A 25,730-nucleotide genomic window follows, 5' to 3' on the forward strand; every position below is an offset into this window, starting at 1 on the left:
ATCCTATCGGTTTGTTTCACTGCGGAATATTCCGTCTGGTGGAAAGTACAAATGGGCGCGGGGGCGCTCAGGCGTTCACTTCTCCGTGCGCCGATGCGACGAGGGCGAAGGTCTGGCGGGCGATCTCCAGCTCCTCGTCCGTCGGCACCACCGCGACCGCGACCCGCGCGTAGTCCGGCGAGACGATCCGTGCCTCGTCGGACCGTACGGCGTTGAGGTCGGCGTCCACCGTCAGGCCCAGCTCCTCCAGACCGGCGATCGCAGCTTCCCGCACCGGAGCCGCGTTCTCGCCGACGCCAGCCGTGAACGCCACCGCGTCCACCCTCCCGAGTACCGCGTAGTACGCCCCGATGTACTTCTTCAGCCGGTGGATGTAGATGTCGAAGGCGAGGGCGGCCCGCTCGTCGCCCTCGTCGATCCGGCGGCGGATCTCCCGCATGTCGTTGTCGCCGCAGAGTCCGACGAGACCCGACTTCTTGTTGAGCAGCACGTCGATCTCGTCCGCCGACATCCCGGCGACCCGCTTGAGGTGGAAGGTGACCGCCGGGTCGATGTCGCCCGAGCGGGTCCCCATGACCAGGCCCTCCAGCGGGGTCAGCCCCATCGAGGTGTCCACGCACCGCCCGCCCCGGACGGCGGAGGCGGAGGCCCCGTTGCCCAGGTGCAGCACGATCACGTTCACCTCCTCCGGCGCCTTGCCGAGCAACTTCGCCGTCTCGCGCGACACATAGGCGTGCGAGGTGCCGTGGAAGCCGTAGCGCCGGATGCGGTGCGCGTCCGCGGTCTCCACGTCGATCGCGTACCGGGCCGCGGACTCCGGCATCGTGGTGTGGAAGGCGGTGTCGAAGACCGCGACCTGCGGCAGGTCGGGGCGCAGCGCCATCGCCGTACGGATCCCGGTGAGGTTGGCCGGGTTGTGCAGCGGTGCCACGGGCACGAGTCGCTCGATCTCGGCGAGCACCTCGTCGTCGATCACGGTCGGGGCGGTGAACCGCAGCCCGCCGTGCACCACCCGGTGCCCGATCGCCGCCAGTTCGGGGGAGTCCAGGCCGAGGCCGTCGGCCGCCAGCTCCTCGGCGACCGCCTTCAGCGCCGCCGCGTGGTCGGAGATCGGCCCGTTCTTCTCGCGCTTGACCCCTCCGCCTCCTTGAAGTGGCGTGTGGACAAGGCGGGAGGTCTCCTCGCCGATCCGCTCCACCAGGCCGACCGCGAGCCGGGAGTGCTCCGCCATGTCCAGGAGCTGGTACTTCACCGACGAGGAGCCGGAGTTGAGGACGAGAACGCGCGTGGGGGTGGTCATGCGGTGGGCTCCTGACCCTGGGACGGGACCTGGGACTGGATCGCCGTGATGGCGACCGTGTTGACGATGTCGCTGACGAGCGCGCCGCGCGAGAGGTCGTTCACGGGCTTGCGCAGACCCTGCAGCACCGGCCCGACGGCCACGGCGCCGGCCGAACGCTGCACGGCCTTGTAGGTGTTGTTGCCGGTGTTGAGGTCCGGGAAGATCAGCACGGTCGCCTGCCCGGCCACCTCCGAGCCCGGCAGCTTCGTCGCGGCGACGGACGGCTCCACCGCCGCGTCGTACTGGATGGGCCCCTCGATCCGCAGCTCCGGGTGGGACTCCCGTACCAGCTTGGTCGCCTCGCGGACCTTGTCGACGTCCGCGCCGGAGCCCGAGGTGCCGGTGGAGTACGAGAGCATCGCGATCCGGGGGTCGACGCCGAAGCGGGCCGCGGTGGCCGCCGACTGGACGGCGATGTCCGCGAGCTGCACGGCGTTCGGGTCCGGGTTGACCGCGCAGTCGCCGTATACGAGCACCTTGTCGGCCAGGCACATGAAGAAGACGGAGGAGACGATCGACGCGTCCGGCTTGGTCTTGATGATCTCGAAGGCGGGGCGGATCGTCGCGGCCGTGGAGTGCACCGAGCCGGAGACCATGCCGTCGGCCAGACCCTCCTCGACCATCAGTGTCCCGAAGTAGTTGACGTCCGAGACGACGTCGTACGCCAGCTCCACCGTCACGCCCTTGTGGGCCCGCAGCTCGGCGTACTTCGTGGCGAAGGAGTCGCGCAGCTCGGAGGTCTGCGGGTCGATCAGCTGGGTCGACGGCGAGGAGAGGTCGATGCCGAGGTCGGCCGCCTTCTTGCGGATGACCTCGACGTCGCCGAGCAGGGTCAGGTCGCAGACGTCGCGGCGCAGCAGCACGTCGGCGGCGCGCAGCACCCGCTCCTCGGTGCCCTCGGGCAGGACCACGCGGCGGCGGTCGGCGCGGGCCTGCTCCAGGAGATCGTGCTCGAACATCATCGGCGTGACCCGGCCGGTGCGGGCCACCGAGATCCGCTTCAGCAGATCGGCGGTGTCCACGTGCCGCTCGAAGAGGCCGAGCGCGGTCTCCGCCTTGCGGGGCGTGGCCGCGTTCAACTTCCCTTCGAGGGAGAAGAGTTCGGCGGCGGTGGGGAAGCTGGTGCCGGGGACGGAGATGACCGGCGTGCCGGGCGCGAGGCGGGCGGCCAGGGTCAGGATCTCGTCGCTGGGCCGCTCGTTGAGGGTGAGCAGCACTCCGGCGATGGGCGGCGTCCCGGCCGAGTGGGCCGCGAGTGCGCCCACGACGAGGTCGGCGCGGTCCCCGGGGGTGACGACCAGACAGCCGGGGGTCAGCGCGTTGAGGAAGTTCGGCAGCATGGCGCCGCCGAAGACGAAGCCCAGGGCGTCGCGCGCCAGGCCCGCGTCGTCGCCGAGCACGACCGAGGCACCCAGGTGGTGGGTGATCTGGGCGACCGTGGGGGCCGCCAGGGCGGGCTCGTCGGGCAGGACGTAACAGGGGACGGGCAGCCGCGCCGAGAGCCGTTCGGCGATCGCCGCGCGGTCGTCACCGGCCACGCGGTTGACGACCATCGCGAGGACGTCGCAGCCGAGCCCGTCGTACGCCCGGAAGGCGTTGCGGGCCTCCGCTCGTACGGACTCGGCGGGCTGGTCCTTGCCGCCGACGACCGGTATCACCGAGGCGCCGAACTCGTTGGCGAGGCGTGCGTTGAGCGCCAGCTCGTCGGGGAGCTGGGTGGCCGCGAAGTCCGTACCGAGGACGAGCACGACCTCGTAGTCGCGGGCCACCGTATGGAAGCGGTCGACGAGCCGGGAGACCAGCTCGTCGGTGCCCCGCTCGGCCTGGAGCGCGGAGGCCTCGTGGTAGTCCATGCCGTAGACGGTCGTCGGGTCCTGGGAGAGCCGGTAACGGGCCCGCAGCAGATCGAAGAGACGGTCGGGGCGGTGGTGCACGAGCGGCCGGAACACCCCCACCCGGTCCACCTGGCGGGTCAGGAGCTCCATGACTCCCAGCTCGACGACCTGCCGGCCGTCTCCGCGGTCGATCCCGGTCACGTACACGCTGCGCGTCACGCCGTGGTCTCCTGTCCAGTCCTGTCCGCCCGGTCTCGTCAACCGAGTGTGTTCAAAAAACCCCGCAAGGGTGGCAATGCCCTCTTGACAATACCTCTGGGGGTGGATAGGACGCCCGCCGGACGAAAGGCCCGGAAACAGGGGACGAAAGGCCCCCGGAGGCGGGCGCGCGGAGTAGCAGGGAGCGCGGGGCCTCCGCCGGGCGTGTGAGAATCGACAGAGCTCACATGTACCGCTACCGAGCAGGAGACACAGCACGATGCGCATCGGAGTTCTCACCGCAGGCGGCGACTGTCCTGGCCTGAACGCAGTGATCCGGTCGGTCGTGCACCGGGCCCTGACCGGCCACGACGACGAAGTCATCGGCTTCGAGGACGGGTTCAAGGGTCTCCTCGACGGGCACTACCGCCCGCTCGATCTCGACGCGGTCAGCGGCATCCTCGCCCGCGGCGGCACCATCCTCGGCTCCGCCCGCCTGGAGCGCAACCGGCTCTCCGAAGCGGCCGAGTCCGCTCCGGAGTTGGCGAGGAAGTACGGCATCGACGTGCTCATCCCGATCGGCGGCGAGGGCACCCTGACCGCCGCCCGGATGCTCGCCGACGCCGGGATGCCGGTGGTAGGCGTCCCGAAGACGATCGACAACGACATCTCCTCCACCGACCGCACCTTCGGCTTCGACACCGCCGTGGGCGTCGCGACGGAGGCCATAGACCGTCTCAAGACCACCGCCGAGTCCCACCAGCGCGTGATGGTCGTCGAGGTGATGGGCCGGCACGCCGGATGGATCGCGCTGGAGTCCGGCATGGCCGGCGGCGCCCACGGCATCTGCCTGCCCGAACGGCCCTTCCAGGTGGACGACCTCGTCAAGATGGTCGAGGAGCGCTTCGCGCGCGGCAAGAAGTTCGCCGTCGTCTGCGTCGCCGAGGGCGCCCACCCGGCCGAGGGTTCCATGGAGTACAAGAAGGGCGAGATCGACCAGTACGGCCACGAGCGCTTCCAGGGCATCGGCAACCGGCTCGCGGTCGAACTGGAGCGCCGCCTCGGCAAGGAGGCGCGGCCCGTCATTCTGGGACACGTCCAGCGCGGTGGCACGCCGACGGCGTACGACCGGGTGCTCGCGACCCGCTTCGGCTGGCACGCGGTGGAGGCCGCGCACCGGGGCGAGTTCGGGAAGATGACCGCACTGCGCGGCACCGACATCCACATGGTGCCGCTGGCCGAGGCCGTGACCCGGCTGAAGACGGTCCCGGCGAACCGGATGTCCGAGGCCGAGTCGGTCTTCTGACCCGGCCCGCCGGGACCTCGGTCCCGACGAGGTCCCGATCTTCCGAGGGGCCCCGATCGTCCCCCCGTGGACGATCGGGGCCCCTCGTGCTTCCCCCGTGGTGATTCCGGCCCCGACCGGAATCACCTCTTTCCACTCTTGAGTTGAAGAAGCGGATCAACAAGGCTTGAGCCTGTCCCGGACATGTCCCAACCCTGTCCGGGGGAGGGGTGGGGAAGACGCATGACCGAGGGATACGCCGGCGGGGGCGGCGCACCCGACCCGCGCGAGGCCACCGACGCCGCCTCGTTCATCGCGCGGCTGCAGGAGCTCAAGGACTGGTCGGGACTGACGTACCGCGAGCTGTCGGCCCGTGCGGAGGCGCTCGGCGACGTCCTGCCCCGCTCGACCGTGGCGAACATGCTCGCCCGCTCGACCGTCCCCCGTGAGGAACTGCTGACCTCCTTCGTCCGCGCCTGCGGCGTGGCGCCCGGAGAGCTGGAGAGCTGGCAGACGGTCCGCAAGGAGCTGGCCGTACGAGGGGTGTACGCGGACCCGGGCGTTGACCAGGGCGTGGACGCGGGTGTGGACGCGGACTCCGCCACCGCGGACACGGACACCGCGTGGCCGGCGGTGCCGGAGCCCACGGCCGGTCCCGGATCGGAGCCCCCACCGCCCGGCCCGGGCCCCCGGTCGCGCATACGCCGCACGGTGGTCGCGCTGGTCGCCGTCACGGCACTCGTCCTCGCCGGGGTCAGCGTGGTCTTCGCCCTCGTCCGGGACGGCGGTGGAACGGTGCCGGCCACCCCGACCGCGCCCGCCGACGGGGACGTACGGATACGGGTGATCGGCTCGGACCTCTGCCTGAACGAACGGCGGGGCGGGCGCAGCGGTCAGATCCACCAGCGGGCGTGCGAGGGCGCCGACGTCCCCCGCTACTCGCTCAGGCATCTCGGCGCCGGCCACTGGCGCATCGTCTCCGACCACCCGGACTACGGCCCCGGCTGCTCGGGCATCCCCTCCGGGGGCCGCATTGCGGACGCCGCGTTCGAGGACTCGGAGTGCGGCGACCCGTCCCGTGTCGAAAGGTTCCTCCTGGAGCACTTCGGGAGCCCCGTCACGGGCTACCGCATCGTCCCCGCGGGCTCGGCGACCGCCGGCTCCTGTGTGACCGTGGTCGGCGACCGGACGGCCGAGTGGGCGAAGCTGGCCCAGGCGGCCTGCCGTACGGACGGGCAGGGCCAGCTCTTCAGCTTCGACCGCCGCTAGGACAGGCCCTGGTGCCCGTCCGGCGGATCAGGGTCGGACAGGCCCTGGGGCGAGGTCAGCCCTGGAACATCGACATCAGCTGCTCGTGTGTCTCGGCATCGGCGGCCACCACGAGTCCGCGGCCGGCCGGCCCGATCGGGGCCCCGTCGACCCCGGTGACGACGCAGCCGGCGGCCCGGCACAGCGCGATCCCGGCGGCGAAATGCACGCTCGCCGACAGGTCGCCGCCATCGGTGACGTACGCGGCGCGCTTGCCGGCCGCGACCCAGGCCAGTGCCAGCGTCGTGGACACGACCCGCGGCCGGAACCGCTCGACGAATCCGGGGTGGGCCAGCAGCTCCACCGCCCGGAATCCGGGCGCGCCCGGGAACGGCGGGTCCAGGTTGACGTCCACCAGCCGGGTGGCGGGCGTGGGCTCGAGCCGCGCGACATCGCCGTCGCGTCGTGCCCAGGCGGCTTCGCCGTCGGTGAAGAAGACGTCGCCGCCGAACGGGTCGGCCACCGCCGCCGCCCCCTGGCGCAGCGCCACGTTGACGGCCACCAGCATGTTGCCGACGGCGTAGTTCAGCGTGCCGCACAGGGGATCCACCAACCACTGGCGCGAGGCATCGGCCGCACCCTGCTGCCCGCCCTCCTCGCCGAGCACGGCGTCATCGGGCCGGGCGGCACGGATGACGTCGAGGATGGCCCTCTCGGCCGCCACGTCGGCGGCCGTGGCGAAGTCCCCGGCGCCCTTGTCGATACGGGCGAGCCGCTGACCGTACAGGGAGCGCACGACGTCCGCGCCGGCGCTCACCGCGGCCACCGCGACGCCCGCGTCGTCGAGGTCCGGGGAGGGGTTGATCATGTCCATGGCTCGCAGGATAGACGCGAAGCCCACTCCCGCCGCCACCTCTACGGGATGTCCGCCGCCACCTCTACGGGCCGATCGCCTCCCAGAAGTGGTCCACGATCCGGTCCAGGTACTCGCGGCCCGCGTCGCCGCTGTCGCCCGAGGCGCCCCAGCTGCTCGTCGCGACCATCTTGGCGTGGTAGTCCGTGTAGAGCCGCTGGAGCGCATCCTCCAGGACCCGCTTGGGCATCGGCAGCATCTTCACGGCCGGGCGCACGTACGCCTGCCAGCGCGTCGTGGCCGCGTCGCGCAGCAGCTGGGCCAGGTCCTCGTTCCTGCCGGTCGCGGTGAGCAGGGCCCGCGGCCCGAGGCCGAGGGTCTCGGCGAGGGCGGCGGTCTGGCGTTCGTTGCCGCGCCAGCGGCCCGACTCCTCCATCCGGAGATAGCCGGGGGCGTCGAGGCCCACCCGTCGCGCCAGGTCGTCCGGGGCGAGGCCGCGGGCCATCCGGTGTTCGCGCAGGGTGGTGGCGGAGGCGATCAGCTCGCCGGGGGCGCACCAGAGGACGCCCGCGAGCGCGGTGAGCTCCTGGGAGGTGGGAGCGAGCCGGCCGCGTTCCCAGGCGACCACGGTGTCGGGGGTGACGGCGAGGCCGTACTGCGCGCGGAGGCCGTAGGCGACATGACCCGGAGCCATGCCGAGGCCTTCGCGCAATCGGCGCGCGGCGAGGGCGTTGAAGGGAGGTGAGGGAGGGGAGGGTTGCACGTCGACACGGTAGATGCGGAACGTGACCGGTGGCTACGGTGCGTTCACCCAAGGCCAGAAGTCGTAGAAACGTCGGAACCGGCCGGTAGCTATCCGTAATGATCACCTACGGGATCGGTAACCGGTGATCGGTGTCCGATGACCGGTCATCGCGGCCGGTCGCCCGTGCCGTCAGACCACCCTGTCGTACGCGACGTCGACGGACAAGAGTGCGTGCGGCAGTTTGTCAGCACCGCCCGCTGCCCGCCGCCCCGCTGCCCTGTCAGCGCCCGACCGTCGTGATCCACCGGTACTGGAGCTCCGGCCGGCCGATCTGCCCGTACTGCGGGGCCCGCGCGGCGCGCCCGTCCGTGACCAGGTGTTCCAGGTAGCGGCGCGCGGTGATCCGGGAGATGCCGACGGCGGCCCCGGCCTCGGCCGCGGTGAGACCGGCCGGTGTGTCCCGGAGCGTACGGGTGACGGCCTCCAGGGTGGGCGCGCTCAGCCCCTTGGGGAGCGAGGCGGGCTGCGGGGTGCGCAGGGTGGCCAGCGCCCGGTCCACCTCGTCCTGCCCGGACGCCTCCCCGGCGCTGGCGCGGAACTCGGCGTACCGGGTGAGCCTGTCCCGGAGGGTCGCGAAGGTGAAGGGCTTCAGGACGTACTGGACGACCCCGAGGGACACCCCTTCGCGCACGATCGCGAGATCGCGGGCGGAGGTGACGGCGATGACGTCGGCGGGGTGCCCGGCGGCCCGCAGCGAGCGCAGCAGCTGCAGCCCGTGGCCGTCGGGAAGATGCAGATCGAGCAGGATCAGGTCGACGGCCGTCCGGTCGAGCACGCGCACCGCGGCGGCCCGCGAGTGCGCGACCCCGACGACGACGAACCCGCGCACCCGCCCCGCGTAGAGGGCGTGCGCATCGGCGGCGACGGGGTCGTCCTCGACGACCAGCACGCGGATGTCCTGGCTCATCGGGCCACCTCCGTACCGCTCGCACCGACGGCCGGCGCGGCCGCCCTCCGGTCGGTGGCCGACGGGACGGCGGCCTGGGGCCCGGTCCCCGCCACCAACGGCAGTCGTACGGTGAACTCGGCGCCGCCCTCCGGAGACCGGGTCAGGGTCACCGTGCCGGCGGCGCGCGTCGTCGCCTGGCGGACCAGGGCGAGGCCGAGGCCGCGGCCCGGGCCTCGGGTGGACCAGCCGCGGTCGAAGGCCGCGTCCCGGTCGGCCGCGTCGATCCCGGGGCCGGTGTCGGCGACCCGGATCAGGAGTTCGCCGGCGCGGGTGCGGGCCGTGACCGTGACCCGCGCCTGCGGCGTACCGCTCGCCGCCTCGACCGCGTTGTCGATCAGGTTGCCGAGGATCGTGACCAGGTCCCGGGACGGGAGCGCCGGCGGCAGCAGGCCGTCGTCGATCCGACTGTCCTCGGTCAGGACCAGCTCCACCCCCGACTCGTTGGCCTGCGCCGCCTTGCCGAGGAGCAGCGCCGCCAGGACCGGTTCACCCACCGCGTCGACCACCCGGTCGGTGAGCGCCTGGGCCAGCTCCAGTTCGGCCGTCGCGAAGTCGACGGCCTCGTCCACCCGGCCCAGCTCGATCAGCGAGACGACCGTGTGCAGCCGGTTCGCCGCCTCGTGGGCCTGCGAGCGCAGCGCCTGCGTGAACCCCCGCTCGGACGTCAACTCGCCCGACAGCGCCTGGAGTTCCGTACGGTCCCGGAGGGTGACGACCGTGCCCCGCCGCTCCCCGCCGACCACCGGCCGGGTGTTGACCACGAGCACCCGCTCCGCCGTCAGATGCAGCTCGTCCACCCGCGGCTCCGACGCGAGCAGCGCACTGGTGAGCGAGACCGGCAGCCCCAGATCCGCCGCCGACCTGCCCACCACCTCCGCGTCCAGGTCGAGCAGCTCCCGCGCCCCGTCGTTGATGAGCGCGATCCGGCGCTGTCCGTCCAGCATCACGAGCCCCTCGCTCACCGCGTGCAGCGCGGCCTCGTGATAGTCGTGCATCCGGCTCAGCTCGGCCGCGTTCATCCCGTGCGTGTGGCGTCGGAGCCGGGCGTTGATGACGTACGTGCCGACACCGCCGAGCGCCAGTGCCGCCCCCGCCATGCCGAGCAGCGCCGTCACCTGCTCCCGTACCTGCTCGCTGATCCGGTCGATCGTGATGCCCGCGCTGACCAGGGCGACGACCCTGCCGTCGGCGGCGCGCACCGGGGCGACCGTACGGACGGAGGGTCCGAGCACGCCCAGGTGCGTCTCGGAGAAGGTCCGCCCCTGGACGGCCTGCTCGATGTGGCCGAGGTACGTGCGCCCGATCTGCTCCGGCTCCGGATGCGTCCACCGCGTGCCGTCCGGGGCCATGATCACCACGAAGGCGACCCCGGTCCGGTGCCGCACCTCCTCGGCGTACGGCTGGAGCCGCGCGCTCGGGTCGGTGGACCCGGCGGCCTCCACCACCGAGGGGGAGCCGGCGACGGCCGTCGCGGTCGCGGTGGCCTGGCGGCGCGCGGTCTCCTCGGCCTGGGCGCGGTCCGTGACGTAGGCGAAGACGGCGCACCCGGCCACGACCGCGGCCACCAGCACGACCTGCATCGCGAAGAGCTGGCCGGCGAGGCTGCGGGGTCGGGGGAACGGTATGCGCATGCCGGTAAGTGTGCCTGGCCGGATTTGCGCCGGGGAATCCCGTTCCCGAATTGTTCTCCGCCGACACTTCGGTCGTGAACGAAAGGAACGTAAGGGTGACCCCGGTCACAGGCTGATGGATATTCGCTGGGATCCACCGGGACGTGGACATTCATCAGCTCGAGGAGGACCCCGTGGCCGCACAACGGGACCGTACCCATTACCTGTATATCGCAGTCATCGCCGCCGTACTGCTCGGCATCACGGTCGGCTTCGTGGCCCCGGGCGTCGCCGTCGAGCTCAAGCCGCTGGGCACCGGCTTCGTGAACCTGATCAAGATGATGATCTCGCCGATCATCTTCTGCACGATCGTTCTCGGCGTCGGCTCGGTCCGCAAGGCCGCGAAGGTCGGCGCCGTCGGCGGGCTCGCCCTCGGGTACTTCCTCGTGATGTCGACCGTCGCCCTCGCCATCGGCCTGCTCGTCGGCAACATCCTCGACCCCGGCTCCAGCCTCCACCTGACCAAGGAGGTCGCCGAGGCCGGCGCCAAGCAGGCCGACGGTGCGAGCGAGTCCACGGCGGAGTTCCTGCTGGGGATCATCCCCAAGACGATGATCTCCGCCTTCACCGAGGGCGAGGTCCTGCAGACCCTGCTCGTCGCCCTCCTCGCGGGCTTCGCTCTCCAGGCGATGGGCAAGGCCGGCGAGCCGGTCCTGCGCGGCATCGGCCACATCCAGCGGCTGGTCTTCCGCATCCTCGGCATGATCATGTGGGCGGCCCCGATCGGTGCCTTCGGCGCCATCGCGGCGGTCGTCGGCGCGACCGGCATCGACGCGCTGAAGTCGCTCGCGGTCATCATGATCGGCTTCTACGTGACCTGCGCGCTCTTCGTCTTCGTGGTGCTCGGCGCACTGCTGCGGCTGGTCGCCGGGGTCAACATCCTCGCGCTGCTGAAGTACCTGGGCCGCGAGTTCCTGCTGATCCTGTCCACCTCCTCCTCCGAGTCCGCGCTGCCGCGGCTCATCGCGAAGATGGAGCACCTGGGCGTCAGCAAGCCCGTCGTCGGCATCACCGTGCCGACCGGCTACTCCTTCAACCTGGACGGCACGGCGATCTACCTGACGATGGCCTCGCTCTTCGTCGCGGAGGCGATGGGCAACCCGCTCTCGCTCGCCGAGCAGATCAGCCTCCTGGTCTTCATGATCATCGCCTCGAAGGGTGCGGCGGGCGTGACCGGCGCGGGTCTCGCGACCCTCGCCGGCGGTCTCCAGTCGCACCGGCCGGAGCTGGTCGACGGCGTCGGTCTGATCGTCGGCATCGACCGCTTCATGAGCGAGGCCCGCGCGCTGACGAACTTCGCCGGCAACGCGGTCGCGACCGTCCTCGTCGGCACCTGGACCAAGGAGATCGACAAGACGAGGGTCGCCGAGGTCCTCGCCGGGAAGGTCCCCTTCGACGAGAAGACCCTGGTCGACGACCACGCCCCGGCGACCTCCGTGCCCGACCAGCGGGCCGAAGGCGGCGAAGAGGGCGTGGAGAAGGCCCGCGCCGGCGTCTGAGGGATCCCGAGTCCCGGGCCTTGAGCCGGATCCGGGCATCGGGGGAAGAGGGACGACCCCGGCCGCGTTCGTCGCGGCCGGGGTCGTCCTGTCGGTACCGGACGGTCAGGAGAAGGGGACCCGGACCACCGACTGGTTCCCGACGCCGACCGTGCTCGGTCCGTTCCCGATCGCGTTCCACACCTCGATCCGGACCCGTCCGTTCACCAGGTCCCCGTGGCTGCCGGTCGCCGACTTCAGGCCGCTCGCCTGGGTGTAGTGCTCGTACCCCGGTACGGGATCGGTCGCGAAGTACTGGTACGTCTCCGTCCGTTCCCAGCTGCCGTCGCCCGTACGGTCGTAACTCACCCGCACCTGCTGCCCGTTGGCGATCACGGACCCGGCGTCCACGAACAGGTCGAACTGGGTCGAGCCGCCGTTGTAGGTCCGGGTGATCGGACCGGAGGTGAAGACCTGCGCGCCGGCCGGGCTGCCGTCGTGGTTGGCGCCCCCCGCCGAGGCCAGGGTCACCGTGGACGCCGCCGTCGCGTCCCCGGCGCCCGAGCCCGTCCGCAGATACAGCTGCGAGGAGCCCGAGGGCGGGGGAGTGGTCGGCGGCGGGGTGGTCGGCGGCGTCGTGCCGCCGCCCTTCGTCCACACCGCCACGTAGTCGACGAGCATCGGCCGCCCGGACACGGTCGCGGCCGTCGGCGTCTTCCCCGCCAGCGCGTCCGGGAAGGCGCCGCCCATCGCCACGTTGAGCAGGAGGAAGTAGCCCGCGTGGCTCGTCATGTCGGCCCAGGCCTGCGCGCCGACCCGGGTCTCGTTCACGCTGTGGAAGAGCTGGTCGTCCACGTACCAGCGCAGTTCGTTGGGGGAGACCGAACGGTCCCACTCGAAGCGGTACGTGTGGAAGGCCGACTGGCAGCTCGCGCCGGGGCAGGTGCGGCTGGCCCCGATGCCGGTGGTCTCCCCGCACGGGCCGCCCGGGTTCACCCCGCAGTGCAGCACACCCCAGACCGAGTTGAGGCCGTTGACGTTCTCCATGATGTCGAACTCGCCGATGGCGGGCCAGTTCCAGTAGTTGCCCCGATAGGGCGCGCCGAGCGCCCAGAACGCGGGCCAGTAGCCGAGGGCCGCGTCACCGGTCACGTTCGGCATCTGGATCCGGCCCTCGATGCGCAGGGTCCCGCCGGCCGGGGCCTTGAAGTCGGCGCGCCTGGTCTCGATCCGGGCCGAGGTCCAGTTGCCCGCGCCGTCCTTGAGCGGGGTGATCCGCAGGTTGCCGGTGCCGTCGAGGCGCAGGTTGTCGGGGCTGGAGGTGTAGTTCTGTATCTCTCCGGTGCCCCAGTTGCCGGGGCCGCCCGGGTAGCCGTGGCCGGTGTCGATCTGCCACTCGGCGGCGTTCGGCAGGGCGCGGTCGGGGCCGTTGAAGTCGTCGCTCCACTGGAGCGACCAGCCGGGCGCCGGGGGTACGGCGCCGCTGGCGGTGCCGGCCCCGCCCAGGCCGAGCAGGGCGCCCGCGGCGAGGGCGGCGGCGAGGAGCGAGGCGAGCAGGGGGGTGCGTCGGACGCGGCTCAAGGAGAACACCTCCGGTGGGGGATGAGGGCGTGAGAGCGCTCTCAGCATGCTTTTGTAGTTGGAGACACCGAACCCGTCAATGGGTTCGGTGTCTTCGACTACCGAACGTCCAGCTCCGCCAACTCCTGTGTATTCAGCATGAGTTCGGCGGCCGCCGCCGAATCGCGCGCCGTCTCCGGCCGGCTCGCCCCGGGGATCGGCAGTACCGTCTCCGACCGCGCGAGCAGCCAGGCGAGGGCCACCCGCTGCGGGCTCACCCCGCGCGCCCGCGCCACCCGGTGGAACCCCCCGAACTCGGGGTCCGCCTCAAGGGCCGACGCCCCGTCGAGCGAGCTGCGCGAGATCCCGCCCAGCGGACTCCACGGCATGAAGGCCAGGCCGAACTCCGCGCAGAGCCCCAGCTCCGCCTCGGCGGTCCGTACGGCCGGGGAGTACCGGTTCTGCACGGAGACCAGCCGCTCGCCCAGGATCTCCCGCGCGAGCCGGATCTGCGCCACGTCCGCATTGGAGATGCCGGCCAGCCGGACCGTGCCGGCGTCCAGCAACTCCCGTACCGCGCCCAGCGATTCCGCGTACGGCACGCCGGGGTCCGGCTTGTGCAGCTGGTAGAGCCCGATCGCCTCGACCCCGAGCCGTCGCGCCGAGGCCTCCGCCGCCCGCCGCAGATGCTCCGGCCGGCCGTCCACCGTCCACCCGCCGTCGGCCGTCCGCCCGCGCCCGCCCTTCGTCGCCACCAGTACGCGGTCCCTGTCGCCCCCGTACGCGGCCAGGGCGCGCGCCACCAGCAGTTCGCCCTCGCCCGGCTCGCCGCTCGGCGGGTGGTAGGAGTCCGCCGTGTCGAGCAGGGTCACGCCCGCGTCGAGCGCCGCGTGGACGGTGGCGAGGGCGCGGGCCTCGTCGGGGCGGCCCTCGATCGACAGCGGCATGGCGCCGAGACCGATCGCGCCGACCCGTACGTCCCCCAGCATGCGGTACCGCATCAGCGTGCCCCCAGCGTCTCGGTGAGCGCGGGCGCCAGCCACCGCGCGGAATTCCGGAAAGAGAATCCGAGCGCCGTCGCCCGGGAGTTGTCCATTCCGTACGAGCGGGCGAAGGAGAACGGCGAGACCTCGCCGACCTCCACGTCCTGGAATACGATCCTGCCGCCCACCTGCTTCTCGATCTCCGCGCAGATTTCGGCGGTGGTGAGCGGGCCATGGGAATGGGCGTTGACCGGTCCGGTGAATTCTGCCTCCACCGCCCACGCCAGGAATTCCGCGATCTCCTCGACATACACATAGGTGGCCGGGTGGTTCACCACCGGCACGGCGATCGGCTCGCCCGCCCGGATGCGGCGCGCGTAGTGCTCGACCCGCCCGGTGAAGTCGTCCTCGCCGCCCAGCACATGGGCGACCCGCACCGTCGTGTACGGGAACGGCGGCTCGGCCGCGAAGACCGCCTCCGCCTGCCGCTTTCCCTCGCCGTAGTGCTCCTCGAGGAACTCCGGGTCCTCCCAGGGAAGGTCCGGGTCGACGGCGACCGTGCGCGGATCGACCGCCTCCTCCCGTACGGGCGCGGCCGAGTCCTCGTACTCGTAGACCTCCACCGTCGACGTCATCACATAACGCCCCGTGCGCGGCCCGAACACCCGCCGGGCGACGGCCGCCTGGCGCGGGGTGTAGCAGACCTGGTCGACGACGACATCGAAAGTCCGGTCGCCGAGCGCCGATTCCAGCGCCGCCTCGTCGTTCCGGTCGGCGACCAGATGTTCCACCCCTTCCGGAACGCCGGAAGAACCCCGGTTGAGAATCGTCACGGCATGCCCGGAATCCAGAAGACGGGCCGTCAACCGCTTCCCGAAATAGCGGTTCCCGCCGATGATCAGAATGTTCATGCGACAAGTGTTACGTTGTGCGCTCGCCGTCTGAAGGGGGAAACATGGGAGTCACGGCCGCCGCACCGAAGGAACCACGGCATCTGCGCTCCACCGCCGAAGAAACCTCGGCGGGCGCCTTCGACCCCATCGACCGGCAGATTCTCGAGCTCGTCCAGGCCGACGGCCGGATCAAGCTCAGCGAGCTCGGCCGGCGCGTCCGGCTGAGCCCCGCGGCCGTCACCGAGCGGGTGCGCCGCCTGGAGGCGTGCGGGGCGATCACCGGCTACGGAGCCCATGTCTCCGCGGCCCGCCTCGGCTACGGCATCCAGGCCTTCATCCGCGTGAACCCGCACGGCGGCTACACCCTCAAGCACCCACGGACCCTGGAACTCACCGCCCGGCCCGAGATCCGGGAGGTCCACCACGTCGTGGGCGAGGACTGCTGGATCCTCAAGGTCGCCGTCACCGACACCATCCACCTCGAGGAGATCCTGGAACAGACCTCGGCCCTGGGCCGGACGACCACGTCGATCGTCCTGTCCTCCCCGGTGGAGCGCAAGCCACTGCTTCCGCCCGGCACCGGAAACGGGTCTTGACCACCGACGCCGGTCGGCTCGGTGGCCCCTTCGAGCCCCACCCCCGCCCTACGGCAGTGTCAGCTCCTCGATCCTCGGCGGTTCCACCGTGAAGTCGCTGTACCGCACCCACCGCGGCCGTACCCGCACATGGGTGATCCCCGGCCAGGCGAGGCGGTCGCGCCCGTCCGGGTACGTGGCGAAGTAGGACTCCCGGAGCCGTTCGAGCTCCGGGCCGCGAGGGAAGTCCGCGACGCCCTCGATCTGCGCGGTGACCGCGTCCCAGCCGACGACCAGCGCGATCCGGGGATCGGCGGTCAGGTTCTCGTGCTTGCGAGTGGTCTCGACCGTGTCGAACACGATCTCCAGGTCGTCGGTGACCGCGAACCCGACCACGGCCGCCTGAGGCGCCCCGTCCGAGGCCACGGACGCCTGCACGGCCAGCCTGTGCCCGCGGAGGAACCGGAGCAGTTCGTCGTGCTTCATGGTTCCTGCCTAGCACGGACCACCTCGAGCCGCGTCTTTCGTCCGCTTGCCTTGACGTCGGCGTCAAGGCTTACGTTCGACGGTATGCGAATCGGCGAGCTGGCCGAGCGGGCCGGAACGACCACGCGGACTCTGCGCTACTACGAGTCCCGTGGCCTTCTGGCCGCCCGGCGCACGGAGAACGGCTACCGCACGTACGACGAGGACGACCTGCGTCTCCTCCAGCAGATCAGGACCCTGCAGGACTTCGGGTTCGAGCTGGAGGAGACCCGGCCGTTCGTCGACTGCCTGCGGGCGGGGCACCCGGCGGGGGACGCCTGTCCCGCCTCGCTCGACGTGTACCGGCGCAAGCTCGCGGAGCTGGACGGACTCGTCGAGCAGCTCCAGGCGGTACGCGCCCAGGTCGCCGCACAGCTGCTGCGGGCCGAGGCGGAGCTGCCCGGAGGCCCGGAACCCACGTGCGAACTCGGAGGATGACGGAATGATGCAGGTCGAGGGTGTCACCGAGGTGACGGACGCGGACTTCGACGCCGAGGTACTGGGCGCGGAGCTGCCGGTCCTGGTGAAGTTCACCGCGGACTGGTGCGGCCCCTGCCGCCAGCTGGGGCCGGTGCTCGGAGCGGTCGCCGAGGAGGAGGCGGACCGGCTGAGGATCGTCCAGCTGGACGTGGACAGGAACCCGGAGATCACGGTGCGCTACGGGGTGCTCGCGACGCCGACGCTGATGGTGTTCCGGGCGGGCGAACCCGTGAAGTCGATGGTGGGCGCCCGCCCGAAGCGCCGTCTCCTCCAGGAACTGGAGGACGTCCTGGCCTAGGACTCCTCCCACAGCTCGGTGCTGTGGGACCCGACCAGGGCCTCGACGCGGTCGAGCACCTCGTCGGAGCGCAGCGGGTCGAGCCGGCGGCCGTCGCGCAGCCGCAGGGCCACACGGTCGTCGGCCGCCTCCCGGGCGCCGACGACCGCCTGGTACGGGACCAGGCGGGCCTCCCGGATCCGGGCGCCCAGGGTGCCCCGCTCCGGGCCCGCGACCTCGGCCCGCAGGCCGCGTTCGGCGCACCGGGCGGCCAGCGCCTCGGCGTTCGGGAGTTCGGACTCCGAGATCGGCAGGATCACCAGCTGAACAGGCGCCAGCCAGGCGGGGAACGCGCCGCCGTGCTGCTCGACGAGGTGGGCGACGGCCCGCTCCACGCTCCCGATGACACTGCGGTGGATCATGACGGGCCGGTGCTTGGCGCCGTCCGCCCCGATGTAGTGCAGGTCGAAGCGCTCGGGCTGGTGGAAGTCGATCTGCACGGTCGACAGGGTGGACTCCCGCCCGGCGCCGTCCACGACCTGCACGTCGATCTTCGGGCCGTAGAACGCGGCCTCGCCCTCCGCCGCCTCGTACGCGAGCCCCGAGGCGTCGAGCACCTCGGTGAGCAGGGCGGTGGACCGCTCCCACATCTCGGGCGCGGCGACGTACTTGCCGCCGGGCCCGGGCAGGGAGAGCCGGTACCGGGCGGGTTCGATGCCCATCGCCTCGTACGCCCGCCGGATCAGCTCGAGCGCGCCCGCGGCCTCCTCGGCGACCTGATCGAGGGTGCAGAAGATGTGCGCGTCGTTCAGCTGGATGGCCCGGACCCGGGTCAACCCGCCGAGGACGCCGGAGAGTTCGGACCGGTACATGCCGCCGAGCTCGGCCATCCGCAGCGGCAGCTCGCGGTAGCTGTGCGCGCGGGAGCGGTACATGACCGCGTGGTGCGGGCAGAGGCTCGGCCGCAGTACGACCTGTTCGCCGCCGAGCTCCATCGGCGGGAACATGTCGTCGCTGTAGTGCGCCCAGTGCCCCGAGATCTCGTACAGCTCGCGTTTGCCGAGCACGGGCGAGTACACATGGCGGTACCCGGCCCGGCGCTCGGCGGCGCGGACGTACTCCTCCAGGCTGTGCCGCACGACGGCCCCGTCGGGCAGCCAGTACGGCAGCCCCGCGCCGATCAGCGGGTCGGTGTCGAACAGGTCCAGCTCGCGGCCGAGCTTGCGGTGGTCGTGCACGGTGGTCTCCTCGCGGACAGCGGGCGAGCGACCACAGCACGAAGCCCCGGGGCACTCGCCCCGGGGCTTCGTCACTGGTCAGCAGTCAGCGCGCCGGGACACTCTCCGGCGTCGTCGTGATCACGGCAGCGCGCTTCATGGGTGTGACGCTAACAGGGGGTGCGGACGGGGCGCGCGGGATTATTCGCGCAGGGTCAGTCGCACGCGGCGGGTGACCACGTTGACGGCGGTGACCTCGAAGGCCAGCTCGTCCCCCGGCTGCGGCGAGCGGCCGTCGAGGTCGTCGCGGTCGACGAGAGCCTCGACACCGTCGGCGACGAGGACGAAGACGCCGGACGGAACCTTCTTCGTGACGCGCCCCGTTCGGACACCGCCGAAGCCGGCGCGGGCGAAGGCACGCAGCGGGTCGGGCTCCAGGTCCTTGAGGGACAGGGAGATCCTTTCCCGGCTCAGGTCGACGCCCAGGACCTCGAAGGTCAGCTCCTGTCCTTCCCGGATGACGTCACCGGGGACGTCGTAGACACCCCAGGACACCTCGGGGATGTTCATCATCCCCTCCACGCCGCCCAGTTCCACGAAGGTCACGCCGAAGCTCGCGATCACCGACACGACACCGGTGACGACGTCGCCCCGCTCCAGGCCGTTCAGGAAGGCCTCGCGTTCCTCGCCCTTGAGGGCCAGGGTCTCCCGCGCGTCCTTGAACGCCGCCTCGCTCAGCAGCGACCGCCACCGGGTGAACAGCTTCAGCAGACCGCCCCCGTGCCGGGCCCGCAACGCGCCGTTCTCCTGGAGCACGTCCAGTTCGTTCGCGGCCGTCAGTTCCGCGAAGTCCGCCTTTTGCTCGCCCGTCGGCGTGAATGTCTCGCCCGTGAAGCGGTCACGGAAGAGACCGTCCTCGCGCCCGAGGCGGCCGTAGGAGAACGCCCGGTCGCAGCTCGCGTAGAAATACACGAGCGCCTCCGCCTCCGCGCCGATCGCCGCCGCGAGCTCGTCCCGCCGCTCCAGAGGCAGCACGTGCTCGGCGAAACCGTCCGTCCCGTAGAAGGCGTGGCACAGGCCGGCGAGCCGCAGGTCGTCCCGGGCGCCCCAGGCGGCCAGCCGGGCCTCGACCCGGTCCAGGTGGGCGAGCAGGGTCCCGCCGGGGTGGTGCAGTGTGTCCGCTCCGTGCGCGATCAGCAGATCGCGGGCCTTGTCTCTCCCCATGAGACATGAAAATACCCCGACTAGAATTGCAGTCGGGGTTATCTCTCGCGTATATTCATGGATTCCGTGTCTGCGCACAACGAAAGACGCGGAGAAGCTCAATAAACGCACTGTATCGCGCCGGGAGTCGAATTGTCAACCGAGGAATTTCGGAACGAGCAGCAATTCATCACAGAGCTCTACGCACGACTCGACGACCTGAGGGACCGCGCCGAGGCGGCCGTCGGCAGCGCGCTCAAGGCGCCGTGGGTCGGCAACCAGGGCCGGCTCGAGCGGGATGTGATGGTGGCCGAGCAGTCCGGGCTGCTCGCCGCCTTCAACGCGGGGGAGGCCGGACTCTGTTTCGGCCGGCTCGTCTTCCGGGACGGGCGCGACCACCACATCGGCCGGATCGGCATCAGGGAGGACGACGCGGACCGCACGCCGCTGATCGTCGACTGGCGCGCCGAGGCCGCCCGCCCCTTCTACCTCGCCACCGGATACGAGCCGATGGGGCTCAGCCGCCGCCGGCACATCACCACCCACGGCCGCGAGGTGACCGCGCTCCACGACGAGGTCCTCGACCTCGCCGACGAGACCCGCACCGGACACGAGAACCGGGACGCCGACGAGGTGCTGCTCGCCGCGCTCGACGCCGCCCGCACCGGGCGCATGCACGACATCGTGCAGACCATCCAGGCCGAGCAGGACCGCATCATCCGCTCCCCGCACCGGGGCGTCCTCGTCGTCGAGGGCGGCCCCGGCACCGGCAAGACCGCCGTGGCCCTGCACCGGGCCGCGTACCTGCTCTACGCACACCGTGAGCAGCTCGCCCGGCGCGCCGTCCTCATCGTCGGCCCCAACCCCGCCTTCCTCGGCTACATCGGCAACGTCCTGCCCTCCCTCGGCGAGACCGGCGTTCTCCTCGCCACCCCCGGCGAACTCTTCCCCGGCGTCCGCGCCACCGGCACCGACACCTCCCGGGCCGCCGCCGTCAAGGGCGCCGGAGCCATGGCCGAGGCGCTGGCCCAGGCCGTACGGGACCGGCAGCAGGTGCCCGAGCGCGGGACGCCGCTGATCGTGCCGCACGACGACGGCGACCTGATCATTGACTGGGACATGGCCCTCGAAGCGCGCCACAAGGCCCGCGAGACCCACCTGCCGCACAACCTGGCCCGGCCCTACTTCGTCTTCCACCTCCTCGACGCGCTCGCCGAGCAGCTCGCCGACCGGATCGGCGCCGACCCCTACGGCGGTCCCAACTTCCTCGGCCCCGACGACATCGCCCTGCTCGCCAAGGGCGTCGCCGCCAGCCCCGACGTCCACGCTGCCATCGACACCCTCTGGCCGCCGCTCACCCCCGAGTCCTTCCTCGCCGACTACCTCGCCGAGCCGACCCACCTCGGTACGGAGGACGCCGACGCGATCCGGCGCGAGAGCGGACCCTGGACCCCCGCCGACGTACCGCTGCTCGACGAGGCCGCCGAACTCCTCGGCGTGGACGACTCGGCCGCCCGCGCCGCGGCCGAGGCCGAGCGGGAGAAGCAGATCCAGTACGCGCAGGGCGTCCTCGACGTCTCGTACGCCTCGCGCACCTACGAGTTCGAGGACAAGGAGGAACAGGACAAGGACGCCGCCGAGGTCCTCGCCGCGCACGACATCATCGACGCCGAGCGCTTCGCCGAGCGGCACGAGGAGGCCGACCACCGCAGCGCCGCCGAACGCGCCGCCGCGGACCGCACCTGGGCCTTCGGCCACATCATCGTCGACGAGGCGCAGGAACTGTCCGCGATGGCCTGGCGGTTGCTGATGCGCCGCAGCCCGACCCGCTCGATGACCCTGGTCGGCGACCCGGCCCAGACCGGTGACGCGGCGGGTGTCGGCTCGTGGGAGAACATCCTCACGCCGTACGTGGAGGACCGCTGGGAGCTCGTACGGCTCGGGGTCAACTACCGCACCCCCGCCGAGATCATGGCAGTCGCCGCCGACGTCCGGCGCGAGGCCGACCCGGCGTTCGAGCCGCCCCGCTCGGTCCGGTCCACCGGCGTCGAGCCCTGGGAGCGGACCGTCGAGGACCCGGTGAAGGAGACCGCCGACGCCGTCGCCGCCGAACTGCGGACCGAGGGCCGGCTCGCCGTGATCGCCCCACCGTGCCTGCACCCGGGCCTCACGGCCGCGCTGCCGGACGCCTCGTACGGCCCGACGCCCGACCTGACCCGCCCGGTGGTCCTCCTCGACCCCCGGCAGGCGAAGGGCCTGGAGTTCGACACGGTCCTCGTCGTCGACCCGGACGGCATCCGGGCCGGCGCCACGCACGGCATCAACGACCTGTACGTGGCGCTGACCCGGGCCACTCAGCGGCTGGGGATCATCAGGCAGGCCTGAGCCAGACCGTCGCCAGCGGCGGCAGCGTCATGCGCACGCTCGCCGAACGGCCGTGGGACGGCACGGACTCGGTCTTGACCGGGTCCGTGCCGACCACGCCGCTGCCGCCGTACCGCAGCTCGTCCGTGTTCAGGACCTCGGCCCAGGCCGCGACCGAGTCAGGGACCCCGAGCCGGAAGTCGTGCCGGACGACGGGGGAGAAGTTGCAGACCGCGAGCAGCGGCGAACCGTCGGCGTCGTGGCGGAGGAAGGCGAAGACGTTGTCCTCGGCCGCGTCCCCCACCACCCACTGGAAGCCCTCGGGGACGGTGTCCCGCTCCCACAGCGCCGGCGTCGCCCCGTACACCGTGTTCAGATCGCGCACCAGATCCCGTACGCCCCGGTGGTCCGCCTCCGCCCCGTACGAGGGGTCGAGCAGCCACCAGTCCGGGCCGTGCTCGGCGGACCACTCCGCGCCCTGGGCGAACTCCTGGCCCATGAAGAGGAGTTGCTTGCCCGGGTGGGCCCACATGAAGCCGAGGTACGCCCGGTGGTTGGCGCGCTGCTGCCACCAGTCGCCGGGCATCTTCGAGACCAGCGCCTGCTTGCCGTGCACGACCTCGTCGTGGGAGATCGGCAGGATGTAGTTCTCGCTGTACGCGTACACCATCGAGAACGTCATCTCGTTGTGGTGGTACTTGCGGTGCACCGGCTCCTTCTCGACGTAGCCGAGCGAGTCGTGCATCCAGCCCATGTTCCACTTCATGCCGAAGCCCAGACCGCCGAAGCCGCCGGGGCCGACCTGGTCGGTCGCCCGGGTGACGCCGTCCCAGGCCGTCGACTCCTCGGCGAAGGTGATGACCCCCGGGCAGCGCCGGTAGACCGTCGCGTTCATCTCCTGGAGGAAGGCGACCGCGTCCAGGTTCTCCCGCCCGCCGAACTCGTTCGGCAGCCACTCGCCGTGCTCGCGCGAGTAGTCGAGGTAGAGCATCGAGGCGACCGCGTCCACCCGCAGGCCGTCGAGGTGGAACTCCTCGCACCAGTACACCGCGTTGGCGACCAGGAAGTTCCGCACCTCCTTGCGGCCGTAGTCGAACTCCAGAGTGCCCCAGTCCGGGTGCGCGGACCGGCGCGGGTCCTCGTGCTCGTACAGCGGCCGGCCGTCGAACTCCGCGAGGGCCCAGTCGTCGCGCGGGAAGTGCGCGGGCACCCAGTCCATCAGGACGCCGATCCCGGCCCGGTGCAGCGCGTCGATCAGGTGCTTGAAGTCGTCGGGGGTGCCCATGCGGGCGGTCGGCGCGTAGAAGCCGGTGACCTGGTAGCCCCAGGAGCCGCTGAAGGGGTGCTCGGCGACGGCCATGAACTCCACGTGAGTGAAGCCGAGATCGCGGACGTAGGCCGGCAGCTGCTCGGCGAGCTGTCGGTAGGTCAGACCGGGGCGCCAGGACGGGAGATGGACCTCGTAGACGGAGAACGGCGCCTCGTGGTGCGGGCGGGCGCCGCGGCTCGTCATCCACGCCCCGTCGCTCCACTCGTGGTACGAGTCGGTGACGATCGAGGCGGTGTTCGGCGGGCACTCGGTGCGGCGGGCCATCGGGTCGGCGCGCAGCGTGTGGGAGCCGTCGGGGCGTGTGATGTCGAACTTGTAGACCGCGCCCTCGCCGATTCCGGGCACGAACAGCTCCCAGACGCCGGTCGCGCCGAGGGAGCGCATCGGCAGACCCGTGCCGTCCCAGTGGTTGAAGTCGCCGGTGACGCGGACGCCGCGGGCGTTGGGGGCCCAGACCGTGAACCGGGTGCCGGCGACGCCCTGGTGGACCATCGGCCGGGCGCCGAGCGCCTTCCACAGCTCCTCGTGCCGGCCCTCGCCGATCAGGTGGAGGTCGAGGTCGCCGAGGGCGGGCAGGAAGCGGTACGGGTCGTGGAGGGCGAGCTCGTCGCCGTCGTAGCGGACGCGCAGCTCGTACTCGGGGACCTTGCGCAGCAGCGGCAGGAGCCCGGAGAAGAAGCCGTCCCCGTCGTCGTGCAAGGGGGTGCGCTTCCCCTTGGCGAGGACGGTGACCTCGCGGGCGTACGGGCGCAGGACCCGGATCGCGATGCCGCCGCGGACGGGGTGGGCGCCGAGATGGGCGTGCGGGTCGTGGTGCTCCCCGGCGAGCAGCCGCGCCCGGTCCCCCGCGTCGAGCGGCGGCACCTTCTTCCGTACGGGTCGTACGGGCTCCTGGGCCGCCCGGGGCGCGGGGGTCTTCGCCGGGGGCACTGCCGTCTTGCGAGCGGATCGGGCGGTCACGGGGATGCCTCCTGCAAGGGGGTCGGAAGGATGGGCTGGGGAAGATGCGCCGGTTCCCACGCAACCGCAACGTGCGCCGGCCCGCACAGGACACTCCGCCGAACGGGCCTCGCGCACACGTGCGCGTGCACCCTGTCCCTGCGTGGGCAATCGGAAGAGCGGCGGCGCGCCCGGGTCACTCCGCTCCCGCCAGACGTTCGATCGCGGCCATCGGGACCGGGAGCCAGTCCGGGCGGTGGCGGGCCTCGTAGACGACCTCGTAGACCGCCTTGTCCGTTTCGTACGCCCGCAGCAGCGCCGGATCCGTGCGTGGGTCCGTGCCCGACGCCTCCGCGTAGCCCGTGCAGTAGGCCGCGCGGCAGCGCGCCGCCCACTCCGCGTTCCACGGGCGGTGCGTGCGCGCCGCGTAGTCGAAGGAGCGGAGCATGCCCGCGACGTCGCGGACCGCCGGCTGCGGCCGGCACCGCTCCGCGAGCGGCTTCGCGGGCTCGCCCTCGAAGTCGATCACCGCCCAGCCGCCCTCCGCCGCCCGCAGCGTCTGCCCCAGGTGCAGATCGCCGTGGACCCGCTGGAGCAGACCGGAGCCGACCGCGTCGCCCGCCGCCGCGAAGACCGCCCGCAGCCCCGGCACGTACGGCAGCAGCGCCGGCACGGCCTGCGCCGCCGCGTGCAGCCGCTGGTCCATCTCCTCGGCCAGCTGCTCCGCCTCCGTCCGGTGCAGGCGCTCGGTCGGCAGCGCCGTCGCCAGCGCGAGGTGCACCTCGGCCGTCGCCCGGCCCAGCGCGTGCGCCTCGGCCTCGAACTCCCGCCCCTCCGCCAGCGCGTCGAGGGCCAGCCGCCAGCCGTCCCGGGAGTCCCGCAGATACGGCTGGAGGACCCCGAGCGTGCTGGCGCCCGACTCGAACCAGGCCACCGGCGCCGGCACCCGCGCACAGCCGGCCCGGGCCAGTGCCAGCGGCAGCTCCAGGTCCGGATTGGCCCCGGGGCTGACCCGGCGGAAGATCTTCAGGATGTACGTATCGCCGTACACGAGCGAGGAGTTGGACTGCTCCGCGTCCAGGACCCGGGGCGCGAGCGAAGGGGGCAGCGCGGCCGAGCCGTGGAAACTCAGCGGGCCGATCCGACCCGGTGTGCGCAGCCGCTCGTAGAGCAGCCCGGCGAGCCGCGGGTCGCGCAGCCCTTCGTAGACCGCCCGGCCGGCCAGCGGCCCCTGCCGGATCCGCCCGATCAGGGCGGGGGCGAGGCGGGGCGGCAGCTGGGTCCGTACGCCCAGGAGCAGTTGGTAACAGTCGACGGGCGTCCCGGCCGGGCGTCCCGGCTGTTCGACCCGTACGAGCAGATGCAGCAGCCCGGGTCCCGCGCCGTCCAGCGGCAGCAGCTCGGTGGCCGCTTCCAGCTGGAATCCGATGACCCGGCGGCCCTTGCCCGCGAACCAGCGCTGCCGGGGCAGCCATTCATGGAGCAGGGGAGCGAGTGACGGGAGGAGGGCGGCCGGGGCCCGGGTGGTGGATGCGGTCTCCGGCATGGCATCGCGTCCTTTCCCCGGGGGGCGCAGATTCGAGTTCGCGTGAATCGAGTTCAAATGCGCAGAGTGTCCCGGATGGCGGCTTCGACTGTCCGGAAGTGCGGGACGTGTCGGGAGGGGAAGATCCATATGGGCCCGACAAGAAGGCCCGTATGGACCTGAATCGACCGTGTGT

The 25,730-nt window shown here is 71.9% G+C and carries 20 protein-coding genes and 1 pseudogene; 7 read left to right on the top strand and 14 right to left on the bottom strand.

The genetic code is table 11. The features are described 5' to 3' along the window. Positions 1-67: 67 nt before the first annotated feature. Positions 68-1,300: an acetate kinase gene (locus ACFV9D_RS03250; protein ID WP_385140069.1), complete on the bottom strand. Its 1,233-nt coding sequence runs from the start codon at positions 1,298-1,300 to the stop codon at positions 68-70. Beyond that, positions 1,297-3,396, bottom strand: coding sequence for a phosphate acetyltransferase (gene pta / locus ACFV9D_RS03255; RefSeq protein WP_385140072.1), 2,100 nt, complete (start codon positions 3,394-3,396; stop codon positions 1,297-1,299). Before pta ends, ACFV9D_RS03250 begins: the two co-directional genes overlap by 4 nt. Before the next feature lie 259 nt (positions 3,397-3,655). Here pta and ACFV9D_RS03260 point away from each other — a divergent pair, with 259 nt between their 5' ends. Together ACFV9D_RS03260 and ACFV9D_RS03265 are read left to right on the top strand one after the other, a co-directional pair. After that, a complete protein-coding gene (locus tag ACFV9D_RS03260; protein ID WP_385140075.1) occupies positions 3,656-4,681 on the top strand; it encodes an ATP-dependent 6-phosphofructokinase in 1,026 nt (341 codons plus the stop codon). A 222-nt stretch (positions 4,682-4,903) separates the two neighbouring features. Beyond that, positions 4,904-5,929: a helix-turn-helix domain-containing protein gene (locus ACFV9D_RS03265; RefSeq protein WP_385140078.1), complete on the top strand. Its 1,026-nt coding sequence runs from the start codon at positions 4,904-4,906 to the stop codon at positions 5,927-5,929. Between the two features lie 55 nt (positions 5,930-5,984). Here the strand turns inward: ACFV9D_RS03265 and ACFV9D_RS03270 are convergent, their stop codons facing one another. The 4 genes from ACFV9D_RS03270 to ACFV9D_RS03285 form a co-directional block, all read right to left on the bottom strand. After that, the gene (locus ACFV9D_RS03270; protein ID WP_385140453.1) at positions 5,985-6,776 is read right to left on the bottom strand and encodes an inositol monophosphatase family protein; all 792 of its coding nucleotides are present in this window, start codon (positions 6,774-6,776) and stop codon (positions 5,985-5,987) included. 70 nt (positions 6,777-6,846) lie between these two features. Beyond that, a complete protein-coding gene (locus tag ACFV9D_RS03275; protein ID WP_385140455.1) occupies positions 6,847-7,455 on the bottom strand; it encodes a helix-turn-helix domain-containing protein in 609 nt (202 codons plus the stop codon). 331 nt (positions 7,456-7,786) lie between these two features. Continuing rightward, positions 7,787-8,473, bottom strand: a complete 687-nt coding sequence (locus tag ACFV9D_RS03280; protein ID WP_385140080.1) for a response regulator — start codon at positions 8,471-8,473, stop codon at positions 7,787-7,789. Continuing rightward, complete coding sequence (locus ACFV9D_RS03285) at positions 8,470-10,146, bottom strand: ATP-binding protein (RefSeq protein WP_385140083.1); 1,677 nt, start codon at positions 10,144-10,146, stop codon at positions 8,470-8,472. The genes ACFV9D_RS03280 and ACFV9D_RS03285 overlap by 4 nt, the downstream gene beginning before the upstream one ends. Before the next feature lie 149 nt (positions 10,147-10,295). Here ACFV9D_RS03285 and ACFV9D_RS03290 point away from each other — a divergent pair, with 149 nt between their 5' ends. Further along, positions 10,296-11,684 (top strand): cation:dicarboxylate symporter family transporter, encoded by a 1,389-nt coding sequence (locus ACFV9D_RS03290; protein ID WP_385140458.1) that lies wholly within the window; start codon positions 10,296-10,298, stop codon positions 11,682-11,684. 105 nt (positions 11,685-11,789) lie between these two features. On the opposite strand, the gene ACFV9D_RS03295 is transcribed toward ACFV9D_RS03290, so the two are convergent. Genes ACFV9D_RS03295 through ACFV9D_RS03305 form a run of 3 tightly spaced genes read right to left on the bottom strand, consistent with a single transcriptional unit; the run spans position 11,790 to position 15,117 of the window. After that, positions 11,790-13,292: a glycoside hydrolase family 16 protein gene (locus tag ACFV9D_RS03295; RefSeq protein ID WP_385140086.1), complete on the bottom strand. Its 1,503-nt coding sequence runs from the start codon at positions 13,290-13,292 to the stop codon at positions 11,790-11,792. Between the two features lie 50 nt (positions 13,293-13,342). Beyond that, positions 13,343-14,224 carry an aldo/keto reductase gene (locus ACFV9D_RS03300; RefSeq protein ID WP_385140089.1) on the bottom strand — a complete coding sequence of 294 codons (882 nt, stop codon included), beginning with the start codon at positions 14,222-14,224 and terminating at the stop codon, positions 13,343-13,345. After that, positions 14,224-15,117 (bottom strand): NAD-dependent epimerase/dehydratase family protein, encoded by an 894-nt coding sequence (locus ACFV9D_RS03305; protein ID WP_385140092.1) that lies wholly within the window; start codon positions 15,115-15,117, stop codon positions 14,224-14,226. The genes ACFV9D_RS03300 and ACFV9D_RS03305 overlap by 1 nt, the downstream gene beginning before the upstream one ends. Before the next feature lie 44 nt (positions 15,118-15,161). On the opposite strand from ACFV9D_RS03305, the gene ACFV9D_RS03310 reads away from it, so the two are divergent. Continuing rightward, a complete protein-coding gene (locus ACFV9D_RS03310) occupies positions 15,162-15,695 on the top strand; it encodes an Lrp/AsnC family transcriptional regulator (RefSeq protein WP_385140095.1) in 534 nt (177 codons plus the stop codon). A gap of 48 nt (positions 15,696-15,743) precedes the next feature. On the opposite strand, the gene ACFV9D_RS03315 is transcribed toward ACFV9D_RS03310, so the two are convergent. After that, on the bottom strand, positions 15,744-16,160 hold the full coding sequence (locus tag ACFV9D_RS03315) for a pyridoxamine 5'-phosphate oxidase family protein (protein ID WP_385140097.1): 417 nt from the start codon (positions 16,158-16,160) through the stop codon (positions 15,744-15,746). Positions 16,161-16,244: 84 nt separating this feature from the next. Between ACFV9D_RS03315 and ACFV9D_RS03320 the strand changes: the two genes are divergently transcribed. Together ACFV9D_RS03320 and ACFV9D_RS03325 are read left to right on the top strand one after the other, a co-directional pair. Continuing rightward, positions 16,245-16,637 (top strand): MerR family transcriptional regulator, encoded by a 393-nt coding sequence (locus tag ACFV9D_RS03320; protein WP_329115735.1) that lies wholly within the window; start codon positions 16,245-16,247, stop codon positions 16,635-16,637. A 4-nt stretch (positions 16,638-16,641) separates the two neighbouring features. Continuing rightward, the gene (locus ACFV9D_RS03325) at positions 16,642-16,977 is read left to right on the top strand and encodes a thioredoxin family protein (protein ID WP_385140100.1); all 336 of its coding nucleotides are present in this window, start codon (positions 16,642-16,644) and stop codon (positions 16,975-16,977) included. Here ACFV9D_RS03325 and thrS read toward each other — a convergent pair. Both thrS and ACFV9D_RS03335 read right to left on the bottom strand, forming a co-directional pair. Beyond that, positions 16,974-18,200, bottom strand: a pseudogene (gene thrS / locus ACFV9D_RS03330) (threonine--tRNA ligase); the annotation flags it as partial. The gene ACFV9D_RS03325 and the pseudogene thrS sit on opposite strands and share 4 nt — an antisense overlap. 174 nt (positions 18,201-18,374) lie before the next feature. Continuing rightward, complete coding sequence (locus ACFV9D_RS03335) at positions 18,375-19,397, bottom strand: DUF6817 domain-containing protein (RefSeq protein WP_385140102.1); 1,023 nt, start codon at positions 19,395-19,397, stop codon at positions 18,375-18,377. 132 nt (positions 19,398-19,529) lie between these two features. On the opposite strand from ACFV9D_RS03335, the gene ACFV9D_RS03340 reads away from it, so the two are divergent. After that, complete coding sequence (locus ACFV9D_RS03340; protein ID WP_385140104.1) at positions 19,530-21,761, top strand: HelD family protein; 2,232 nt, start codon at positions 19,530-19,532, stop codon at positions 21,759-21,761. Here the strand turns inward: ACFV9D_RS03340 and glgB are convergent. Beyond that, a complete protein-coding gene (gene glgB, locus ACFV9D_RS03345) occupies positions 21,748-24,030 on the bottom strand; it encodes a 1,4-alpha-glucan branching enzyme (protein WP_385140107.1) in 2,283 nt (760 codons plus the stop codon). The genes ACFV9D_RS03340 and glgB overlap by 14 nt on opposite strands. Positions 24,031-24,205: 175 nt before the next feature. Beyond that, positions 24,206-25,555, bottom strand: coding sequence for a maltokinase (locus ACFV9D_RS03350; protein ID WP_385140110.1), 1,350 nt, complete (start codon positions 25,553-25,555; stop codon positions 24,206-24,208). Between the last annotated feature and the right edge of the window lie 175 nt (positions 25,556-25,730).

This window comes from Streptomyces sp. NPDC059875, assembly GCF_042731085.1.
Taxonomy (GTDB): Bacteria; Actinomycetota; Actinomycetes; order Streptomycetales; family Streptomycetaceae; genus Streptomyces.